Below are 17,792 nucleotides of genomic sequence, written 5' to 3' on the forward strand. Positions count from 1 at the left end.
TAAAATTGCGCCCCCGGTGGTGGGCATGTTCCTAGCGGTACGCGAACTGCGGTTCGCCAAGGCCCGGTTCGGCCTGATGGGGGCCGTCGTCGCGCTCATCGCGGTGTTGGTGGTGCTGCTGTCCGGGCTCTCCACGGGCCTGGTGAACGACGGCGTGTCGGGGCTCCAGCGCATTCCGGCGACCTCCTTCGCCTTCGCCGACGGGGTGCAGCACGATTCGGCGTTCTCCCGCAGCGTCATCGACGTCTCCGCGGTGGACACGTGGCGGGCGCAACCACGCGTCGCCGACGCGGCGCCCTTCGGCAACGCGCTGGTCAACGCCCGCAGCGACTCGGGCGTGGAGATCGACCTCGCGTTGTTCGGCGTGCCCACCGACTCGTTCCTCGCCCCGCCCGTGGCCGAGGGCGCCCGGTTGGACGCCGCGAACGGCATCGTGGTGAGCCGGACCGCCATCGAGGCCGGGCTGCGGGTGGGCGACACGGTCACCGTCGACCGGATCGGCACCCGGCTCACGGTGGTGGGCGCCATGGCCGAGCAGCACACGTTCGGTCACGTCGACGTGGCCTACCTACCGCTGCGGATCTGGCAGGAGATCAAGGCCGGCGTCCGCCCCGGCGAACCCGTACCGGGCGGCACCTACGAGGAGATCACCGCCGTGGCGGTGCGGGCCGCCAACGGTGCCGAGGTCGACCTGGCGGCTGGTGACCGGGCCGCCGGCACCGAGAGCCTGTCCCGCACCCAGTCGTACGGCGCCTCGCCCGGCTACACCGCCGAGACGTCGACCCTGCGGCTGATCGAGTGGTTCCTCTACGCCATCTCGGCGCTGGTGGTCGGCGCCTTCTTCACGGTGTGGACCATCCAGCGCCGTGCGGAGATCGCCGTGCTGCGGGCCATGGGCGCTCCGACGGCGTACCTGCTGCGCGACGGGCTGGTCCAGGCCCTCGCGTTGTTGCTGCTCGCCGTCGGCGCGGGCGTCGCGGTCGGCACGGCGGCCGGCAGCCTGGTCGGCAGCGGCATCCCGTTCGCGCTCAGCGCGCCGGCGATCGCGGTGGCCGCCCTCCTCCTGCTCGTCCTCGGCCTGCTCGGAGCGGCCGTGGCCATCGTCCGGATCGCCGCAGTGGATCCGCTGACCGCACTGGGAGCGAACCGATGACCGACACCGGCCTGGTCATGCGCGGTGTGAGCCTGCGCTTCGGCGATGGCGACGACACCGTACCGGCCTTGGACGGCGTCGACCTGACCGTTGCCCCCGGGCAGTTCGTCGCGGTCGTCGGCCCCTCGGGCGCCGGCAAGTCCAGCCTGCTCGCGGTGGCCGGCGGGCTGACCGTCCCGACGTCGGGTTCGGTCACCCTCGGCGGGCGGGACATGACCGTGCCGAGCGCACGGGCGCGGGCCGCACTGCGCCGGGAGTTCGTCGGCTTCGTGTTCCAGTCCGGCAACCTCATTCCCGCGTTGACCGCCGTGGACCAGCTGCGGCTGCCGGCCCGCTTCGGCGGTCACGGCTCCCGGGCGCGCGAGGCGACGGCCCTGCTCGACGAGGTCGGGATGGCCCACAAGGCGAACCGCCGACCGCACCAGCTCTCGGGTGGCGAACGGCAACGTGTCGGCATCGCCCGTGCCCTGGTCAACCGGCCGCGACTACTCTTGGTGGACGAGCCGACCGCCGCCCTCGACCGTGCCCGCAGTCACGAGGTGGTGGAGCTGCTCGCCCGCGAGACCAAGGAGAACGACGTCGCCACCGTCATGGTCACCCACGACCACGACGTGCTGCGCCACTGCACGACGGTGTACGAGATGATCGACGGGCGACTGATGCCCGTGCCGTGACGATGGGGGTTCCCGTGCCGAAGATCCAGGCGCCCACGGTGGCCGAGCACCGGGCCCGCCAGCGGCGGGCGATCCTGGCGGCGGCCCGGGAGATCCTCGCGGAGAGCGGGGCGCAGGCGCCGAGCCTGGCCGAGGTGGGCAAGCGGACAGGCCTGGCGCGCCCCAGCGTCTACCAGTACTTCAAGTCGCGGGAGGACCTGCTCAACGCCGTCATCGCCGACATGTTCCCGGAGTGGTCGGCATACGTCACGCAGCAGATGGACCGGGCCAACGACCCCGGCGGGCGGGTGCTGGCCTACGTCGAGGCCAACCTACGCCTCGTCGCCCAGGGGGAGCACGCGGTCATGCGTGGGCTCGCCGCCAGCGTGCCGGGCGCCGTCCTCGCCGAGGAGAGCCGCGTCCTGCACGACCAGTTGCGTACGCCGCTGGTGGCGGCCCTGGCCGAGCACGGCGCGAGCGACCCGGCCGCCGCGGCGGAGCTGATCCAGGCGGTGGTCTACGCGTCCTCACAGATGATCGAGAACGGCACCTCGGAAGCCGCCGTGCTCGCCCTCACCCGGGATCTCCTGGGCCCCTACCTGCGACAGCAGGGCTGAGCGTCACGGATGTCCGGCGGCGGCCCGGCGCACCAGCCGACGCGCCTCGTCGCGGGGGACGCCCGTGGCGCGCAGCAGGTCGTTGGCGATGGTCCGCAGTTGGGACACGACGATGGTGCCCGAGAACCCCATGTCCTGACGGCACGCCTCGCCGGCCTCCCGCACCGCCGCCAGCACCCGCTCGCGCGCACCGACGGGTTCCCGGGCGGCCAGGAACTCGCGGTGCAGCATCCGGACGGCCTCGCCGTAGCGCTCGACGGCGGCGGGCAGGCCGGGCGGCACCGGCTCGTCGTCGCGCAGGGCGGTGCCGATGCGGCGCACGAGGGTGCGGCTGTTGCGGAAGGCCCGTTCCATGTGCTCCACGCCGTGCCGGTACGCCCGCAGCGCCCGGCGGCGGCGCCAGCGCAGCGGCGAGAACCTGGTGACCTCCTCGGCGGCCTCGACGGCTTCGCTGAGCCGGTCGAGTTCGGGCTCTGCGGCGCGCATCCGGTCGAGCACCTCCTCCGCCGCGCGGGCGTCGCCGCGGGCCAGCGCCTCCGCCGACGCGGTCAGCTGGCGGGCGAAGAGGTCCAGCGCGGAGTCCGCCACGCGACGCACGGTCCGCAGCGGATGCAGCGGGACGATGACGAGCACGACCAGCAGGCCGACCAGCCCGCCGACCAGCGCGTTGACGGTCCGGGGCAGCTCGAGGTCGGGATTGTTCGGGGTGAGGGTGGCCACCAGCACGCCCGTACCCCCGGCCTGGGTCATGAGGGCTCCGCCGCCGCGGACCAGCACCGCCACGGCGATCGCCAGGAAGACGATGACGCCGGTCTGCCACGGCCCGGTGCCCAGCAGGCCGATCAGCACGTCGCCGACGGCGATGCCGAGCACCACCCCGGCGATCAGCTCGACGGTGCGGCGGGTGCGGTTGCCGATGGCCGCGGCGATCACACCGACCGCGGCGGCCGGCGCGAAGGTCGGGTCCTGGTTGCCCAGCACCTCGCGGGCCGTCACCCAGGCCAGGGCCGCGGCCAGACCGGCCTGCACGGCGAGGAGGAGGTACGACTGCAGGCGCCGGTAGGTCTCCCGGCCGGTGCGGCGCAGCCGGGAGTCCGACTCCGCCGCCGCCGCGTCCCCCACGATGCGCATGGCCGGGGTTACCCTGCCCGCCCGGCCCCGAACGTCAGGCGGGGTGGGCCATGACGCCGGTCAGCGCGACGACCCCGGGCAGCCGGGTGTCCTGGCGCAGGAACTGCACCACCACCGGCACCGGCGAGCGCAGCAGGCAGCCGTAGGGACGGTCGAGGCGGACCGCCTCCGGGTCGATCAGGTCGTTGACCCGCACGTGCCGGATCCGTCGCGCCCCGACCAGGATCCGGTACGGCCCGACGGGCTCGGCGTCCTCGTAGTAGACGTCCAGGCTGACCTCGGTGTCCTGGTCGGTGGCGTTGAGCACGCAGAGCTGGTCGAAGCTGGTGAACTGCGGTTCGGGACCGTGGCCGGGGAACGGCACGTGCCCGCCGGGAACGACCCACGTGCGGGCACCGAGCTGTGCCGTCACGCCTCCTCCAGCAGCCGGGCCAGGTCCGGGGTGAGGAACACCCCGTCCGGGTCCAGTCGGCGCCGCAACGCCTGGAAGTCGTCCCAGCGGGGATAGAGCGGACGCAGCTCGCGGGCGGTCAGCCAGTGCTTCTTGCCCCAGTGCGGCCGGCCGCCGTACTGCCGGAAGACCGCCTCCATGTCCCGGAAGTACTCCTCGTACGGCAGGGTGGTGTTCTGCAGGCAGGCGATGGTCGCGGTCGGCCGGCCGTAGGCGTTGCTCAGCCAGATGTCGTCGGCGGCGATGCTGCGCACCAGCACCCGCCAGCCGGCGACCCGGCGGTGCCGCTGCCTGATGCGCCGCCGCACCTCCGCGAAGCAGGCCGGCAACGCCTCCACCGGCAGCATGTACTCGATCTCCTCGAACCGCAGTTCCCGGTGGCGGGGGATGGCCCGGTGGGTGGGTGCCACGTGGACCTCGCGGGGCTCGTCCACGGCCGCCGAGCCCGGTACCCGCGGCGCGTGCCACACCCGCTCGTCCGGCGTCTGGTCGACCCGGTTCATGACCCGGACCTGGGTAAGGTCGTTGCGGGGATACCAGTAGAAGTCCATGTTGCGGTTGGTGTGCTGCAACTCGGCCAGGTGCTCCAGGGTCCAGGCGACGGGCGCGCACCAGGACCGGCGGTGCAGCTGGTAGCGGGGTTGCACGGTCAGCGTGACCCGGGTGAGCACGCCGAGGGCGCCCAGGGAGAGCCGGGCCGCCGGCAGGAGCTCCGGGTGGTGGTCCGCGCTGACGTCCACCGTGTCGCCGGTTCCGGTGACCAGCCGGACGCCGGCGACCTGGGTGGAGAGGTTGCCGAAGCCGAGGCCGGTGCCGTGGGTGCCGGTGGCGGTCGCGCCGGCGATCGACTGGTAGTCGACGTCCCCGAGGTTGTCCATCGCCAGCCCCGCGTCGTACAGGCCCTCCCCGAGGGCCTTGAGTTTGGTGCCGGCGCGGACCGTGGCGAGCCCGTCGTCGTCGGCGATCACCCCGGCGAGCCGGTCGAGGCTGGCGAGGATTCCGTCGGTGCGCACCAGCGGGCTGGACGAGTGCCCGGAGCCCACCGGCCGCAGCGTCGTGCCGGTCTCGCGGGCCCGCCGCACCAGCGCCCGCACCTCGTCCTCGTCGGCGGGCTCGGCGTACTCGGCGGGGGTGAACGACAGGCTGCCGGACCAGTTCACGAACTCTCGTCCCACGTCCCCTCCCCGCGTCCGGTCCGGCGGCTTACCCGCCGGCTCGTGGGGTAGTCGTGAGGGCGCCGGGCCCGGTGACGTCGAGGACGTCGAGCAGGCCCAGCAGTCCGGCGAGCACGACGGCCTCGTCGTGGGTGAGGGTGATGCTGCGGGTGGCGTCGGGGTCGTCGCCGTCGGGGTAGACCAGCTCACGCCGGCCGCCGACGTGGTGGGTCACCACCCCGACGCGCACTCCCGCGTCGGTGGTGAACATGCGGCGCAGCCCGATACCGGGCAGGGGGGTCAGCTCGACGTCCATCGAAGGCTCCAGGTGTGCGGGGAAGGTCGGTCCCGGCCCGGTGGGCGGCCGGTGGGCGGCGGGCGGCCGCACGGCACCGTCGTCACGACGCCGTGCGGCACCGCCTGTGGTCAGCCGGTGAGCAGCAGGCGCAGGCCGGCGAGCGTGGCCAGGTGCGGATCGGCGGGCATCGTGACGACCCGGCCGGTCAGCGCGGCCAGCCGGGCCCCGAGTTCGGGGTGTACCGCCCCGCCGCCGGTGATCAGCAGCCGGCGTCGCCCCGGGAACGCCGGCCGGGCGCCCACGCGTCGGACCGCGTCGGCGATCAGCGACACCCGGTCGAGAGGATCGGGCGCGTCGACGCGCTCGACCGCCTCGACCGCGCGATCGGCGATGTGCGCGATCTCGGTCCGGCCGTGTCCGATGTCGACGGCGACCACGTCGTCGCGGTCGAGGTCGGCCCGGCAGGCCAGGGCGGCGGCCAGCGGCTCCTCCACCGTGGCGACCCGCCCGCCGAACGCGTGGCGGACCGCCGCCACCAGGAGGTCCTTCTGCCGCAGGGTGGCGGTGGCCGGCACGCCGACCACGACCGGGGAGACGTCGTCACCCGGCCGTCCGCTCGCCGCGGCCAGCACCCGCAACAGGTGTACGCAGCCGAAGAAGTCGGCCACCACGCCGTGGCGTACCGGCCACAGCAGCTTCGTGTCACCGGTGTCCCGCAGGGCGATGGCGGCACGTCCGACGGCCTGGGCGCCGGACGACGTGCACGCGACGACGGCGGGCTCGGTGACCACCGTGCCGGAGACCGGCGTCCACAGTCGCACCGTGGAGGTGCCCAGGTCGAGGGCGACGGGATGCCGCAGACCGAGGCGGGCGTATGCGCCGGGGGCCAGCATGCTCACCGCCCCTGTCGTGGGGCGGGCGTGACCCGGGGTCCGTCGCCGACGGACCGGGGCAGGGTGGATCGATCGTGATGCGGGGTCGGCATGGTGCTCCAAGCCACGGGCCCGCGTCACGGGACGCGGGGAGGCGGACGGGCTTCAGACGGCGAACGTCAGCCCGGGCGGAGCGCGGTCGGCCGACCAGGCGGGCACGCAGCCGGGAATGGCCCGCCGCGCGCTCCGGAAGACGATGCACAGCCCGACGGACCGGGCCGCGGAGAGCACCATGAGCAGCACGGTCAGCATCAGCAGCGCCGGCAGCGAGACCCGCTTGCCGGCGCGGCGGAGGCCGTGCCGATCCTGCATGTCCCCACCATAGCCGGGCGCCGTGCGGACCGGGTGGCCGCCTGCGCGCGGTGGTCGGCGCCGCCCACGGGCTCGGCAACCTCGTCCCGCCGCTGATGACGGGCTGGGCGTACGGCGTGCGGGGCCGTACGCGATCGGTCTGATGCGGTTCGCCGACGTCGCGCCGGCCGCGGTGGGTGCACGCCGGTGCAGATGGGCGGCCTGGCCAGGCGCGACCTCTGACGCGTTACGGAGGCGTACCGGAAAATCCGACCGGCGGACACTCATCCCGGCAGCATGGAGATCAACAGAAGCGCCCGCCTCCCTTCCCGGCCGATCGCTGACCTGCCGTGTGCCACCAATCGACCGACGCGACAGGCTCGGAGACTACCGAAACTTTTCCGGAAATTCTTGCTCGGCCGCGCGCTGCGCTGCCATACTCCACATCCATCAGGGTCGATGACGGCGGGTCCGAGGCCCGTGCGCCGCAGCCCGCCGGGCGGCCCTGATCCGGCACACCCCCACCACACCGGTCCGTCCCCCCCGACGGTGCGGACCGGCCCCGGAAGGAGCAGGAATGACCGAGAGGCACCCCCGGGACACCCGGTCGAGATCGCGTTCGCGGGCGCGCGCGGCCATCGTCGTCGCCGCCGTGGGACTGCTCGCGGCGACCGGCGCCACGGTCCTGCCCGGCGCGGCGAGCGCCGGGACCACGCTGGGCGCGTCGGCGGCGGAGCGCGGTCGCTACTTCGGCGCCGCCGTCGCCGCCAACAAGCTCAGCGACAACACCTACGTCACGATCCTGAACCGCGAGTTCAACTCGGTGACGCCCGAGAACGAGATGAAGATCGACGCCACCGAGCCGCAGCAGGGGCAGTTCACCTTCGGCAACGCGGACCGGATCGTCAGCCACGCCCGCAGCCGGGGCATGAGCGTGCGGGGCCACACCCTGGCCTGGCACTCGCAGCAACCCGGCTGGATGCAGAACATGAGCGGCAGCGCGCTGCGCCAGGCGATGCTCAACCACGTCACCCAGGTGGCCACCCACTTCCGGGGTCAGGTCGTGGCCTGGGACGTGGTCAACGAGGCGTTCGCCGACGGCAGCAGCGGGGCCCGGCGCGACTCGAACCTCCAGCGCACCGGCAACGACTGGATCGAGGCGGCGTTCCGGGCCGCCCGGGCCGCCGACCCCGGCGCCAAGCTCTGCTACAACGACTACAACACCGACGACTGGAGCCACGCGAAGACCCAGGCCGTCTACGCGATGGTCCGCGACTTCAAGCAGCGCGGCGTGCCGATCGACTGCGTGGGCCTCCAGTCGCACTTCAACAGCGGCTCGCCCTACCCGGGCAACTACCGCACGACCCTGTCCAGCTTCGCCGCGCTCGGCGTCGACGTGCAGATCACCGAGCTGGACATCGCCGGGGCCTCGCCCACCACATACCGCAACGTGGTCAACGACTGCCTCGCGGTCTCCCGGTGCACCGGCATCACCGTGTGGGGCATCCGGGACAGCGACTCCTGGCGGGCCTCCGACACGCCGCTGCTGTTCGACAACAACGGCAACCGCAAGCCCGCGTACGACGCGGTCCTCGCCGCCCTCAACAACGGCACGCCCCCGCCGACCTCGCCGCCGCCGACGACCGGCCCGACCACCCCGCCGCCTGGCGGCAGCTGCACCGCCACCCTGCGCGACGGCACCCGGTGGGGCGACCGGTTCAACAGCGACGTCACGGTCAGCGGCGCCACCAACTGGACCGTCGTCGTCGCGGTGACGCCCCCGCAGAAGGTCTCCGCCACCTGGAACGGCACCCCGAGCTGGGACGGCAACGGGAACGTCATGACGATGCGCTCCAACGGCAGCGGCAACGTCTTCGGGTTCACCACGATGGCCAACGGCAACTGGACGCGCCCCCAGGTGCGCTCCTGCACCGCCTCCTGACCGTCGGGCGACCGGACGGCCCCGGGGACGGCGCCCACCGCGCCGCCCCGGGGCCGCCGGGTGGCGGCCCGGGCCGGGTCGCCGGCGGTACGCGCGACGCGACCGCACCCGCCCGCCGGGGCGGCGCTGGCGCGGACCAGGCATCGCTGACTAAGGTCAGGTTTCATGGAAGCGGAGTCGATCGCCGCCGTGCGGCGGTTCAACCGGACGGTGACCCAGCGGGTGGGGGCGCTCGACGACGAGTACATGGCGCGCGCCCGTCCCCTCGCCCAGGCCCGCCTGCTGTGGGAGATCGGCCCCGGCGGCGCCGAGGTCGCGGCGCTGCGGTCCCGGCTCGGGCTGGACTCGGGGCACCTCAGCCGCCTCCTGCGCGCCCTGGAGGGCGACGGGCTCGTCACCGTCGGGCCGTCCGACCAGGTGGGCGGGGACAGGCGGGTCCGGGTCGCCACGCTCACCGCCGCCGGCCGTGCCGAGTGGACCGAGCTCGACGAGCGCTCCGACGACTTCGCCCGGTCGATCCTCGCCCCGCTGACCGGGCGACGCCGCGAGCGGCTCGTCGCGGCGATGGCCGAGGTGGAACGGCTGCTCGTCGCGTCGATGGTGCTGATCGCGCCCTGCCCGCCCGGCGACCCGCGGGCCCGCGCCTGCGTACGGGCCTACGCCCGGGAGGTGGCGCGGCGCTTCGACGGCGGGTTCGACCCGGCCCGGAGCAACCCGGTCCACGACGAGGAACTCGTTCCCCCGGCCGGAGTGTTCCTGCTCGCCACCCTCAACGCCGAGCCGGTCGGCTGCGGCGCGGTGAAGCTCCACCGGGACGCGCCCGCCGAGATCAAGCGGGTCTGGGTGGCGGACGCCGTACGCGGGCTCGGGCTCGGGCGGCGGATGCTGAGCGAGCTGGAACGCCACGCCGCCGAGCGGGGCTGGAGCGCCGTCCGGCTGGACACGAACCGCAACCTCACCGAGGCGATCGCGATGTACCGGGCGGCCGGCTACCGCGAGATCGAGGCGTACAACGCCGAGCCGTACGCCCACCACTGGTTCGAGAAGCGCCTGGCACGGTGACGGCGCGAGGGACAGCACGGCAGGTCGCGCCCGGCCGGCACTTGCCGGACTCTCCATATTAATAGATACTTGTCGATGTTCCTGAGCCGGACGTGATCGGGCAGCCGGGCAGCCCTCGATCGGAACCCCGCCCTGTCCACCGTCTGCGGAAGAGGAACCATCCATGAGGACCAGACTCCGAGTGCTGGGCGCCGCCCTGGCCGCCGCCGCGCTGACCGCCCTGGCGGCGGTGGCGGTCGCCCCGCCGGCGTCCGCCGCGACCCTGACCGAGGTGACGAGCTTCGGCCCCAACCCGAGCAACCTGCGCATGTACCTGTACGTGCCGGACTCCGTCGCGCCCCGGCCGGGGCTGCTGGTCGCGGTGCACTACTGCACCGGCACCGGCCCTGCCATGTACGCCAACACCCAGTACGCGGCGCTCGCCGACCGGTACGGCTACATCGTCGTCTACCCGTCGGTGACCCGCAGCAGCCAGTGCTTCGACGTCTCCTCCCCGCAGGCGCTGCGCCGCGACGGCGGCAGCGACCCGGTGGGCATCAAGTCGATGGTCGACCACGTCCGGCAGCGCTACGCCGTCGACCCCGACCGGATCTTCGCCACCGGCATCTCGTCGGGCGCGATGATGACCAACGTCCTGCTCGGGCTCTACCCCGACGTGTTCAGCGCCGGGGCGGCGTTCTCCGGGGTCCCCTTCGGTTGCTTCGCCACCACCAACGGCTCCGAGTGGAACAGCGAGTGCGCCAACGGCCAGGTCACCAGGACCGCGCAGGAGTGGGGGAACCTGGTCCGCAACGCCTATCCGGGCTACACCGGACGCCGGCCCCGGATGCAGACGTGGCACGGGACGAACGACGAGGTGCTGCGCTACCCGAACTTCGGCGAGCAGGTCAAGCAGTGGACCGACGTGCACGGGCTGAGCCAGACGCCGACGTACACCGACAGCCCGCAGGCCGGCTACACCCGCACCCGCTACGGCGGCAGCGGCGACCGGGCGCCGGTCGAGGCGATCAGCATGCAGGGGGTGTCGCACAACCTGCCGGTCGACGCCGCGCAGGCGATCCGCTTCTTCGGGCTCGACACCGCCGCGCCCCCCACCACGCCGCCGCCCACCACCCCGCCCCCCACCACACCGCCGCCGACGAGCCCGCCGCCCAGCACTCCCCCGCCCAGCACTCCCCCGCCCGCGCCGGGCGCCTGCCGGGTGGGCTACACCGTCAACGCCTGGAACGCCGGCCTGACCGCCTCGGTCACCGTCACCAACACCGGCACCACGACGGTGGACGGCTGGTCGCTGGCCTTCACGCTGCCCTCCGGCCAGAGCATCACCAACGGCTGGAACGCGACGTACGCCCCGACCAGCGGCGCGGTCACCGCCCGCAACGTCTCCTACAACGCCACCATCGCGCCCGGCACGTCGGTCAGCGTCGGCTTCCAGGCCACCCACACCGGCGACACGGGACGGCCCGCCTCGTTCACCCTCAACGGCGCCACCTGCGCGATCGCCTGAACCGGCCGGGGCGGCGCCGGCCCCCGGCGCCGCCCCGGCGGCAGGCGCGGACCAGTGCCGGTCAGTCGTTGCCGGACGCTGGCGGGGCCTGGCCCCGCCCGGCGTCCCTGACGAACAGGATCCCGTCGGTGTCGGCCACGTGGGCCGGGTCGAGCGGGGCGTAGCCGAACCAGGGCGACACCCGGGCGGCGGGCGTCATGCCGGCGAGGGCGGCGGCCAGTCGGCGGGCGTCGACGAGGTGACGCTCCGCCGGCAGCGCGTACAGCAGCCCTTCGACGGTGTCCGGCGGCGGGGCGTCGACTCCCTGGTGGCGGATCGTGCCGACGGCCGTGGCGAGGAAGGCGTACTCCTCCCCCAGGTGGGCGCCGACGATCGCGCCGGCGCTCCACCACTGCACCGGCAGTCCGCCCATCCGCATGCTGCTCCTGTGCCGCTGGAGGTGGCCGTTGTGGGCGTTCACCAGTGCCGGCCCTCGTCCGGCGATGGCGAGCAGGTTGGCGGCCATCATCGAATCCCGCACGGCGAGCAACCGCGCCATGCGGCTCGGCGACGGGTCGGCCATCGCGTGGTGGTAGCGCAGCAGGCCGACGGCCGTACGCCCGTACAGGCGTGCCCGGTGCCAGTCCTCCGGTGTGGACGCCCCGATCAGGTGTGGCGTCTGCGCGTCGAGCAGGGCCACCAGGTCGTCGGCGAGCAGCCGCAGCCGGCCGGCGTCGGGCGTGCGCCCCGCGGACCGGGAGGGGTCCATCATGGCGGCGGGACTGGTCCACCGCTCGTCGGCGCCGAGCAGGTGGTCGAGCGTCTCCGCCGCGCAGGGAAGCAGGTCGGCGTCGACCCGGGCGGCGAGGTAGGCGTGGAGCGCGGTGAGGGCCTGCCGGGGGCTCGCGGCGCCGGTGATCTCCAGCGGGCCGTCGAACCCGGCGAACCGCACCTGCTCCGCCGGGGGCCGCCCGTCGTTGTACGCGCGCATCCAGCGCACCAGCTCGCGGTTGGCGGCGAAGGCGCCCCACCCGTGGCTGAACCCGCGCTCCATGACGTCGTCGAGGACGCCGGTGCCCGAGGTGACGTGGTCGTCCACGACCAGCCCCATCATGCAGTCGCTCTCGATCGCGATCGTCCGGTAGTGCTCCTGCCCGACGAGTTGACGGAAGAGCTCGTTGCGCAGGTCGAGCAGTGCGTCCTCGCCGTGGGTGGGCTCGCCCAGGGCGAGCAGCCGCGGCCTGCCCGGGAGCAACCCCATGACGGCAGCGGGGTCGACGGCACGGGCGGCGTCTGCGATACCAGCAGTCATGCCCTCAACGGTATCGTTGAACCGACGGTGCAAACTTCTCCCTGATGTCGGCAGGAACATGACGCCAAACCCTCAAAGCAGTGGCAGGCTCAGGCCGGTCGATCTGGCGCGCGCGCACGGCCTGTCGACGCAGGCGGTCAGGAACTACGAGGCGGCCGGCATCCTTCCGGCCGCGGACCGCACCCCGCACGGCTACCGCACCTACACGGCGCTGCACGCGCAGGCACTGCGCGCGTTCCTCGCCCTCGTGCCCGGACACGGGCATGCGACCGCCACATCGATCATGCAGGCGGTCAACCGGGGCGCGACCGAGGACGCCCTCCGGCTCGTCGACGAGAGTCACGCGCAGCTGCTCGACGACCGCCGCACCCTTCAGGCCGCCGAAGCCGCTGTCGGTGACCTCGATCCGGTGCCGCAGGGACGGAGCAACACGTTCGTCGGTCCCCTGTCGAGAAGGCTCGGCATCCGCCCGGCCACCCTTCGGAAGTGGGAACGCGCGGGGGTGCTCCAGCCGCGCCGCGACCCGCAGACGGGCTACCGGGTCTACAGCGCCGCCGACGTGCGCGACGCCCGGCTGGCCCACCAGCTCAGGCGGGGTGGCTACCTGCTGGCGCAGATCGCCCCGCTGATCGCCCAGGTCCGCTCCGCCGGGGGCGTCGCGCCGCTCGGGTCGATGCTGCGCGACTGGCGCGCCCGCCTCGCTGCCCGCAGCCGTGCCATGCTGACCGGCGCCGCCGCCCTGGACGCCTACCTCAACTGCCGACCGGTCCCGCCCGGCGACAGGCCGAGCGCCCCCGGCACCGCCTCACCGGCCACGGATCCGATCCAGCCACCGGGTGGCTCCCGCTGATCGTCACCCGAGCGGGCGTCGCCGCCACTCAGACGGGGTCACCCGCTGCCCGGTCGCCTGGCCGTACGAGCAGTTGCCAGTAGTCGCCCGCTCGGTCGTGAGCCGTGAGCCATCGCCGGAGCGCTTCCAGCGACGCCCGGTGGGACGCCGAACTGACCTCGTACCACCTGTGCAGCAGCAGCTCGTGGATCCGGACAGCCTGTGCGGCGTGTTCGAGCACCAGGCCGTCCACGGCGCGGACGACGGCCACCTCCTCGGCCCGTCCCCGCAGCAACGCGGTGCAGTCGATGTCCGTGGCGACCTGGATCCCGTCGCCGGCGGCGAGGACGGAGAACTCGACGGTCCGGTCCCGCCCGCCCACCTCGACCGTTTGGGCGAAGACGAGGACGTCGTCGCCCGGGGGCACGAGCATGCCCCCGGCGGCCACCCCGGGTGGGACCACGTAGTGCACCCAGAACGTCATGCGCAGATGCTAGCCACCCTCGTGGCCCTGCCCAGACCCCTGCGGCGGTACGACTTCTGCGCGGTGCGCGGGGGCGGATTAGGCTCGTGGAGATCGACTTGAGGAGTTGGCCATGCCGAACCTGTCGTCCCCTGCCACGGTCGTCCGTCGGGCCGCCGTCGCGGCCACGCTTGCCGTCGGTGTCGCCGCGTCCATGCCGGCCTGCGCCTCGACGGCTCCCACGACCGGGGAGCCCACCGCCTCGCCGGTGACCCCCGCACCCGACGGCGGGACCGCGGGCACGCCCTCGCCCACCGGCTCCGGCCCTGCGGGCGGCGCGCAGACGACCGGCCCCGGGGCGCCCGACGACGCGGACCCGATCATGCGGGGTGAGCGGCAGATCGTCCTGCGGCCGGTCGGGTCGTTCGAGTCGATCCTGGCGGTCGACGCCAAGGGCCGGCTGAACCTGACCGACGGCGACACGGACAAGAGCCTGTTCGTGCTGCTTCCCGCCGGCGACAACCGCTACCAGATCCGGACCGCGAAGGCACACAGCGGCGGCGAGCCCGACTGCATGGGTCTGCGCGACAACGGCAGCGCCCCGGCGACGGTCGTGGCCGCCGCCTGCGACGCCGGCCGGGCCGGCCAGCTGTTCACCATCGAGAAGACGCGGGAGAAGAGCCAGGGCCGCCCGACCTACACCATCAGCGGCGAGGGCGAGGTCCGCCTCCGCGCGACCGACAGGCAGGGCCTGGTGGCTCAACGGGTGGGCGAGGGGGCCGCCGGCGAGGGCCTGAGCTTCGACTTCGTCGACAACGGCGCCGCGCCCGCGGGCCCGGGCGACTGAGCGCCACCGGCCCCCGTCACGGCCTCCGGCCGGCACGGACACCCGAACCGGTGCTCTCGGTCCGGTTCGGCGTGCTGGTCCGGGGTATCGCCACATGCTCATAGGGGCGAGGCGAGGAGGCGGGCGCGACGGTGCCGGATCCGGTGGTGGGCGGTCGGCGGCCCGGGGCGTGGACCGGGGTGGGCCGGATGCGGTGCGCCTGCTGACGGCGGGACGGATGTGACGACCGAGGCCCGGGAGAAGGGAGCGCGTCATGGTGGACCGGATCGCCGACCCGTGGGGTGAACGGACCCCGTACGGGCCGGGGCAGGAGTGGCCGGTGCGGGTGGACCGCTATCTGGCCGACGGGCGTACCGAGGCGGACGTGGACCGGTGGGTGCAGTCGGCGTCGGTGCTGCACTCCAACGGCGACGCGCTGGACATCGCGGTCGCCGACGGCCGGATCGTCGGGGTACGGGGCCGGGCGGTGGACCGGATCAACCGGGGCCGGCTCGACCCCAAGGACCTGTACGGGTGGCAGGCCAACCACAGCCCCGACCGGCTGACCCGGCCGCTGGTGCGCGAGGGCGGCCGGCTGGTCGAGACGGACTGGGACACCGCGATGGGCCGGATCGTGGCCCGGTCGAAGGAACTCCTCGACGGTCCGGGCGGGTGGGGGCACTTCGGCTTCTACACCACCGGCCAGCTGTTCCTGGAGGAGTACTACACGCTGGGCGTGATCGGCAAGGCCGGGCTGGGCACGCCGCACATGGACGGCAACACCCGGCTCTGCACCGCCACCGCCGCCGCCGCTCTGAAGGCGAGCTTCGGCACCGACGGGCAGCCCGGCTCGTACACCGACGTGGATCACTGCGACGCGATCGCCCTGTGGGGCCACAACGTCGCCGAGACCCAGACGGTGCTCTGGATGCGGATGCTGGACCGGCGGCGCGGCCCCAACCCGCCGGCGATGCTGGCGGTCGACCCGCGCGCCACCCCGGTGGCGCGGGAGGCCGACCTGCACCTCGCCGTGCGCAGCGGCACGAACATGGCCCTGATGAACGGCCTGCTCCGGGAGATCATCCGGCGCGGCTGGTACGACCGCGATTACGTCGACGCGCACACCCTCGGCTTCGAGGAGCTGCGCCGCATCGTCGACGGCTACCCGCCCCGGCGGGTCGCCGACATCTGCGACGTGCCGGCCGCCGACGTGGAACGCGCCGCCGAGCTGCTCGGCACCTCGCAGCGGCTGCTGTCGACGGTGCTACAGGGCTTCTACCAGTCAAACCAGGCCACCGCCGCCGCCTGCGGCGTCAACAACCTGCACCTGATCCGGGGCATGATCGGCCGCCCCGGCGCCGGGATCTACCAGATGAACGGCCAGCCCACCGCGCAGAACACCCGGGAGACCGGCGCCGACGGTGACCTGCCGGGCCTGCGCAACTGGGAGAACACCGCGCACATCGAGGAACTGGCCCGGCTCTGGAACGTCGACGTCGACGTCATCCCGCACTGGGCGCCCCCGACGCACGCCATGCAGATCTTCCGGTACGCCGAGCAGGGCTCGATCAAGCTGCTGTGGATCAGCGCCACCAACCCGGCGGTGTCCCTGCCCGACCTGTCGCGCATCCGGCGCGTCCTGGCGAAGCCGGAACTGTTCGTGGTGGTGCAGGACCTGTTCCTGACCGAGACCGCCGAGCTGGCCGACGTGGTGCTGCCCGGTGCCACCTGGGGCGAGAAGACCGGCACGTTCACCAGCGTCGACCGCACCGTGCACATCTCCGACAAGGCCGTCGACCCACCGGGCGAGGCCCGTCCCGACCTGGACATCTTCCTCGACTACGCCCGGCGGATGGACTTCCGGGACCGCGACGGGCAACCGCTGATCCGGTGGACCGGACCGGAGGAGGTGTTCGAGGCGTGGAAGGAGTGCTCGCGGGGGCGGCCGTGCGACTACACCGGCATCACCTACGCCAAGCTGCGCGGCGGCTCCGGCGTCCAGTGGCCCTGCACCGACGAGCGCCCCGACGGCACCGAGCGTCTCTACACCGACGGGCGCTTCCCCACCGACCCCGACCACTGCGAGACGTACGGCCACGACCTCGCCACCGGCGCCGAGTTCACCGAGCCGGAGTACCGCGCCAAGGAGCCGGGCGGGCGGGCGTTCCTGCACACCGTCGACTACCAGCCCTCCCCCGAGGTGCCCGACGACGAACACCCCATGCTGCTGACCACCGGCCGCACCGTCTACCAGTTCCACACCCGCACCAAGACCGGCCGGGCCCCACAGCTCGACCGGGCCGCGCCGGACGTGTGGGTGGAGCTCAACCCGGCCGACGCGGCCCGGCTCGGCATCGCCGAGGGCGACCTGGTCGGCGTCGCCTCGGCCCGTGGCGGCATCCAGGCCCGCGCCCGCCTCTGCGGCATCCGCCCCGGCGTGGTGTTCCTGCCGTTCCACTACGGCTACTTCGACCAGGACCCGCACGACCGCACACCCCGCGCCGCCAACGAGCTGACCGTCACCGCCTGGGACCCGGTCTCCAAGCAGCCCCTCTTCAAGGTGGCCGCCGTCGCGGTCGAGAAGCTCGCCGACGGCCGCGGCGTACCCGCACCGGCGCCGACGGTCGGCGGCAGCGCGCCGCCCCCGGACGCCGGCATCCCCCCGACCGCGGGTGGACCGGCGGCGCAGGCCACCAGCGGGAAGGAGTGACCCGTGCACCTCGCCCACTACCTCGGCCTGCTGCACCGCGCCCAGGTCAACCTCGCCGGCGCGTTCCGGCAGGTCGCCGACGCGCACGCCGAGGAACCCGACATCCGCCACCTGTGTGAGCGACAGGCGAAGCGCTGCGACGCGCACGCCGAAGGCCTGCGCCCGTTCGCCGCCCGCTACGCCGAGGACGCCCCGACCGAACCCGACCGGCTGCACTCGCAGCTGTTCACCGGCACCCGCACCGGCGGCATCGGCCTGCTGCGTGACCTGCAGGACCTCTACCTGATGGCCGCCGAGTGCGACATCGCCTGGACCGTCGTCGGCCAGGCCGCCTACGGCGCGCGCGACGAGGACCTGCTCGCGCTCGTACGACGCTGCGAGGGTGAGACGGCCATCCAGCTCAAGTGGCTGCGCACCCGGATGAAGGCCGCCGCGCCCCAGGCGCTCGTCGTCGCCGACTGACCGCCGCCGACCCGCCCCCA

Annotated in this window: 18 protein-coding genes; 10 read left to right on the forward strand and 8 right to left on the reverse strand. The window is 73.7% G+C overall.

All coding sequences use genetic code 11. From position 1 onward, the window contains the following. Positions 1-25: 25 nt before the first annotated feature. The 3 genes from ABZ573_RS19130 to ABZ573_RS19140 are packed head-to-tail and all read left to right on the forward strand — an operon-like array spanning position 26 to position 2,423. On the forward strand, positions 26-1,153 hold the full coding sequence (locus tag ABZ573_RS19130) for an ABC transporter permease (RefSeq protein WP_151454617.1): 1,128 nt from the start codon (positions 26-28) through the stop codon (positions 1,151-1,153). After that, the gene (locus tag ABZ573_RS19135) at positions 1,150-1,827 is read left to right on the forward strand and encodes an ABC transporter ATP-binding protein (RefSeq protein WP_151454600.1); all 678 of its coding nucleotides are present in this window, start codon (positions 1,150-1,152) and stop codon (positions 1,825-1,827) included. The genes ABZ573_RS19130 and ABZ573_RS19135 overlap by 4 nt, the downstream gene beginning before the upstream one ends. A gap of 14 nt (positions 1,828-1,841) precedes the next feature. Continuing rightward, positions 1,842-2,423 carry a TetR/AcrR family transcriptional regulator gene (locus ABZ573_RS19140; protein WP_151454599.1) on the forward strand — a complete coding sequence of 194 codons (582 nt, stop codon included), beginning with the start codon at positions 1,842-1,844 and terminating at the stop codon, positions 2,421-2,423. Positions 2,424-2,426: 3 nt separating this feature from the next. Here ABZ573_RS19140 and ABZ573_RS19145 read toward each other — a convergent pair whose 3' ends face one another. The 6 genes from ABZ573_RS19145 to ABZ573_RS19170 form a co-directional block, all read right to left on the reverse strand. Next, positions 2,427-3,554: an FUSC family protein gene (locus tag ABZ573_RS19145; protein ID WP_151454598.1), complete on the reverse strand. Its 1,128-nt coding sequence runs from the start codon at positions 3,552-3,554 to the stop codon at positions 2,427-2,429. A gap of 34 nt (positions 3,555-3,588) precedes the next feature. After that, on the reverse strand, positions 3,589-3,966 hold the full coding sequence (locus tag ABZ573_RS19150; protein ID WP_151454597.1) for a sensory rhodopsin transducer: 378 nt from the start codon (positions 3,964-3,966) through the stop codon (positions 3,589-3,591). Next, positions 3,963-5,180 carry a D-arabinono-1,4-lactone oxidase gene (locus ABZ573_RS19155; protein ID WP_358119522.1) on the reverse strand — a complete coding sequence of 406 codons (1,218 nt, stop codon included), beginning with the start codon at positions 5,178-5,180 and terminating at the stop codon, positions 3,963-3,965. The genes ABZ573_RS19150 and ABZ573_RS19155 overlap by 4 nt, the downstream gene beginning before the upstream one ends. Before the next feature lie 28 nt (positions 5,181-5,208). Then, the gene (locus tag ABZ573_RS19160) at positions 5,209-5,475 is read right to left on the reverse strand and encodes a potassium transporter TrkA (RefSeq protein ID WP_358119525.1); all 267 of its coding nucleotides are present in this window, start codon (positions 5,473-5,475) and stop codon (positions 5,209-5,211) included. Between the two features lie 110 nt (positions 5,476-5,585). Beyond that, on the reverse strand, positions 5,586-6,350 hold the full coding sequence (locus ABZ573_RS19165; RefSeq protein ID WP_358119738.1) for a rod shape-determining protein: 765 nt from the start codon (positions 6,348-6,350) through the stop codon (positions 5,586-5,588). Between the two features lie 144 nt (positions 6,351-6,494). After that, complete coding sequence (locus tag ABZ573_RS19170) at positions 6,495-6,701, reverse strand: hypothetical protein (RefSeq protein WP_151455249.1); 207 nt, start codon at positions 6,699-6,701, stop codon at positions 6,495-6,497. Between the two features lie 556 nt (positions 6,702-7,257). Between ABZ573_RS19170 and ABZ573_RS19175 the strand changes: the two genes are divergently transcribed. From ABZ573_RS19175 to ABZ573_RS19185, 3 genes are all read left to right on the forward strand, one after another. Continuing rightward, positions 7,258-8,622, forward strand: a complete 1,365-nt coding sequence (locus ABZ573_RS19175; protein WP_151455248.1) for an endo-1,4-beta-xylanase — start codon at positions 7,258-7,260, stop codon at positions 8,620-8,622. Between the two features lie 165 nt (positions 8,623-8,787). Continuing rightward, complete coding sequence (locus tag ABZ573_RS19180; protein WP_151455247.1) at positions 8,788-9,684, forward strand: bifunctional helix-turn-helix transcriptional regulator/GNAT family N-acetyltransferase; 897 nt, start codon at positions 8,788-8,790, stop codon at positions 9,682-9,684. A gap of 163 nt (positions 9,685-9,847) precedes the next feature. Further along, entirely contained in the window at positions 9,848-11,191 is a 1,344-nt protein-coding gene (locus ABZ573_RS19185) for a PHB depolymerase family esterase (RefSeq protein WP_358119530.1), read from the forward strand. 61 nt (positions 11,192-11,252) lie between these two features. Here the strand turns inward: ABZ573_RS19185 and ABZ573_RS19190 are convergent, their stop codons facing one another. Continuing rightward, a complete protein-coding gene (locus ABZ573_RS19190; RefSeq protein ID WP_358119533.1) occupies positions 11,253-12,482 on the reverse strand; it encodes an erythromycin esterase family protein in 1,230 nt (409 codons plus the stop codon). 58 nt (positions 12,483-12,540) lie between these two features. Between ABZ573_RS19190 and ABZ573_RS19195 the strand changes: the two genes are divergently transcribed. Beyond that, positions 12,541-13,332, forward strand: coding sequence for a TioE family transcriptional regulator (locus ABZ573_RS19195; protein WP_327028203.1), 792 nt, complete (start codon positions 12,541-12,543; stop codon positions 13,330-13,332). A 28-nt stretch (positions 13,333-13,360) separates the two neighbouring features. Here ABZ573_RS19195 and ABZ573_RS19200 read toward each other — a convergent pair whose 3' ends face one another. Then, entirely contained in the window at positions 13,361-13,795 is a 435-nt protein-coding gene (locus ABZ573_RS19200) for a hypothetical protein (RefSeq protein WP_327028202.1), read from the reverse strand. A 112-nt stretch (positions 13,796-13,907) separates the two neighbouring features. Between ABZ573_RS19200 and ABZ573_RS19205 the strand changes: the two genes are divergently transcribed. From ABZ573_RS19205 to ABZ573_RS19215, 3 genes are all read left to right on the forward strand, one after another. Beyond that, the gene (locus ABZ573_RS19205; protein WP_327028201.1) at positions 13,908-14,621 is read left to right on the forward strand and encodes a hypothetical protein; all 714 of its coding nucleotides are present in this window, start codon (positions 13,908-13,910) and stop codon (positions 14,619-14,621) included. A gap of 253 nt (positions 14,622-14,874) precedes the next feature. Beyond that, positions 14,875-17,310, forward strand: coding sequence for a nitrate reductase (locus ABZ573_RS19210; RefSeq protein WP_358119537.1), 2,436 nt, complete (start codon positions 14,875-14,877; stop codon positions 17,308-17,310). A gap of 3 nt (positions 17,311-17,313) precedes the next feature. Beyond that, positions 17,314-17,772, forward strand: coding sequence for a hypothetical protein (locus ABZ573_RS19215; RefSeq protein ID WP_151455240.1), 459 nt, complete (start codon positions 17,314-17,316; stop codon positions 17,770-17,772). Positions 17,773-17,792: the final 20 nt, after the last annotated feature.

Origin of the sequence: Micromonospora sp. NPDC007220 (genome assembly GCF_040634035.1) — a bacterium.
Classification (GTDB): Bacteria; Actinomycetota; Actinomycetes; order Mycobacteriales; family Micromonosporaceae; genus Micromonospora; species Micromonospora reichwaldensis.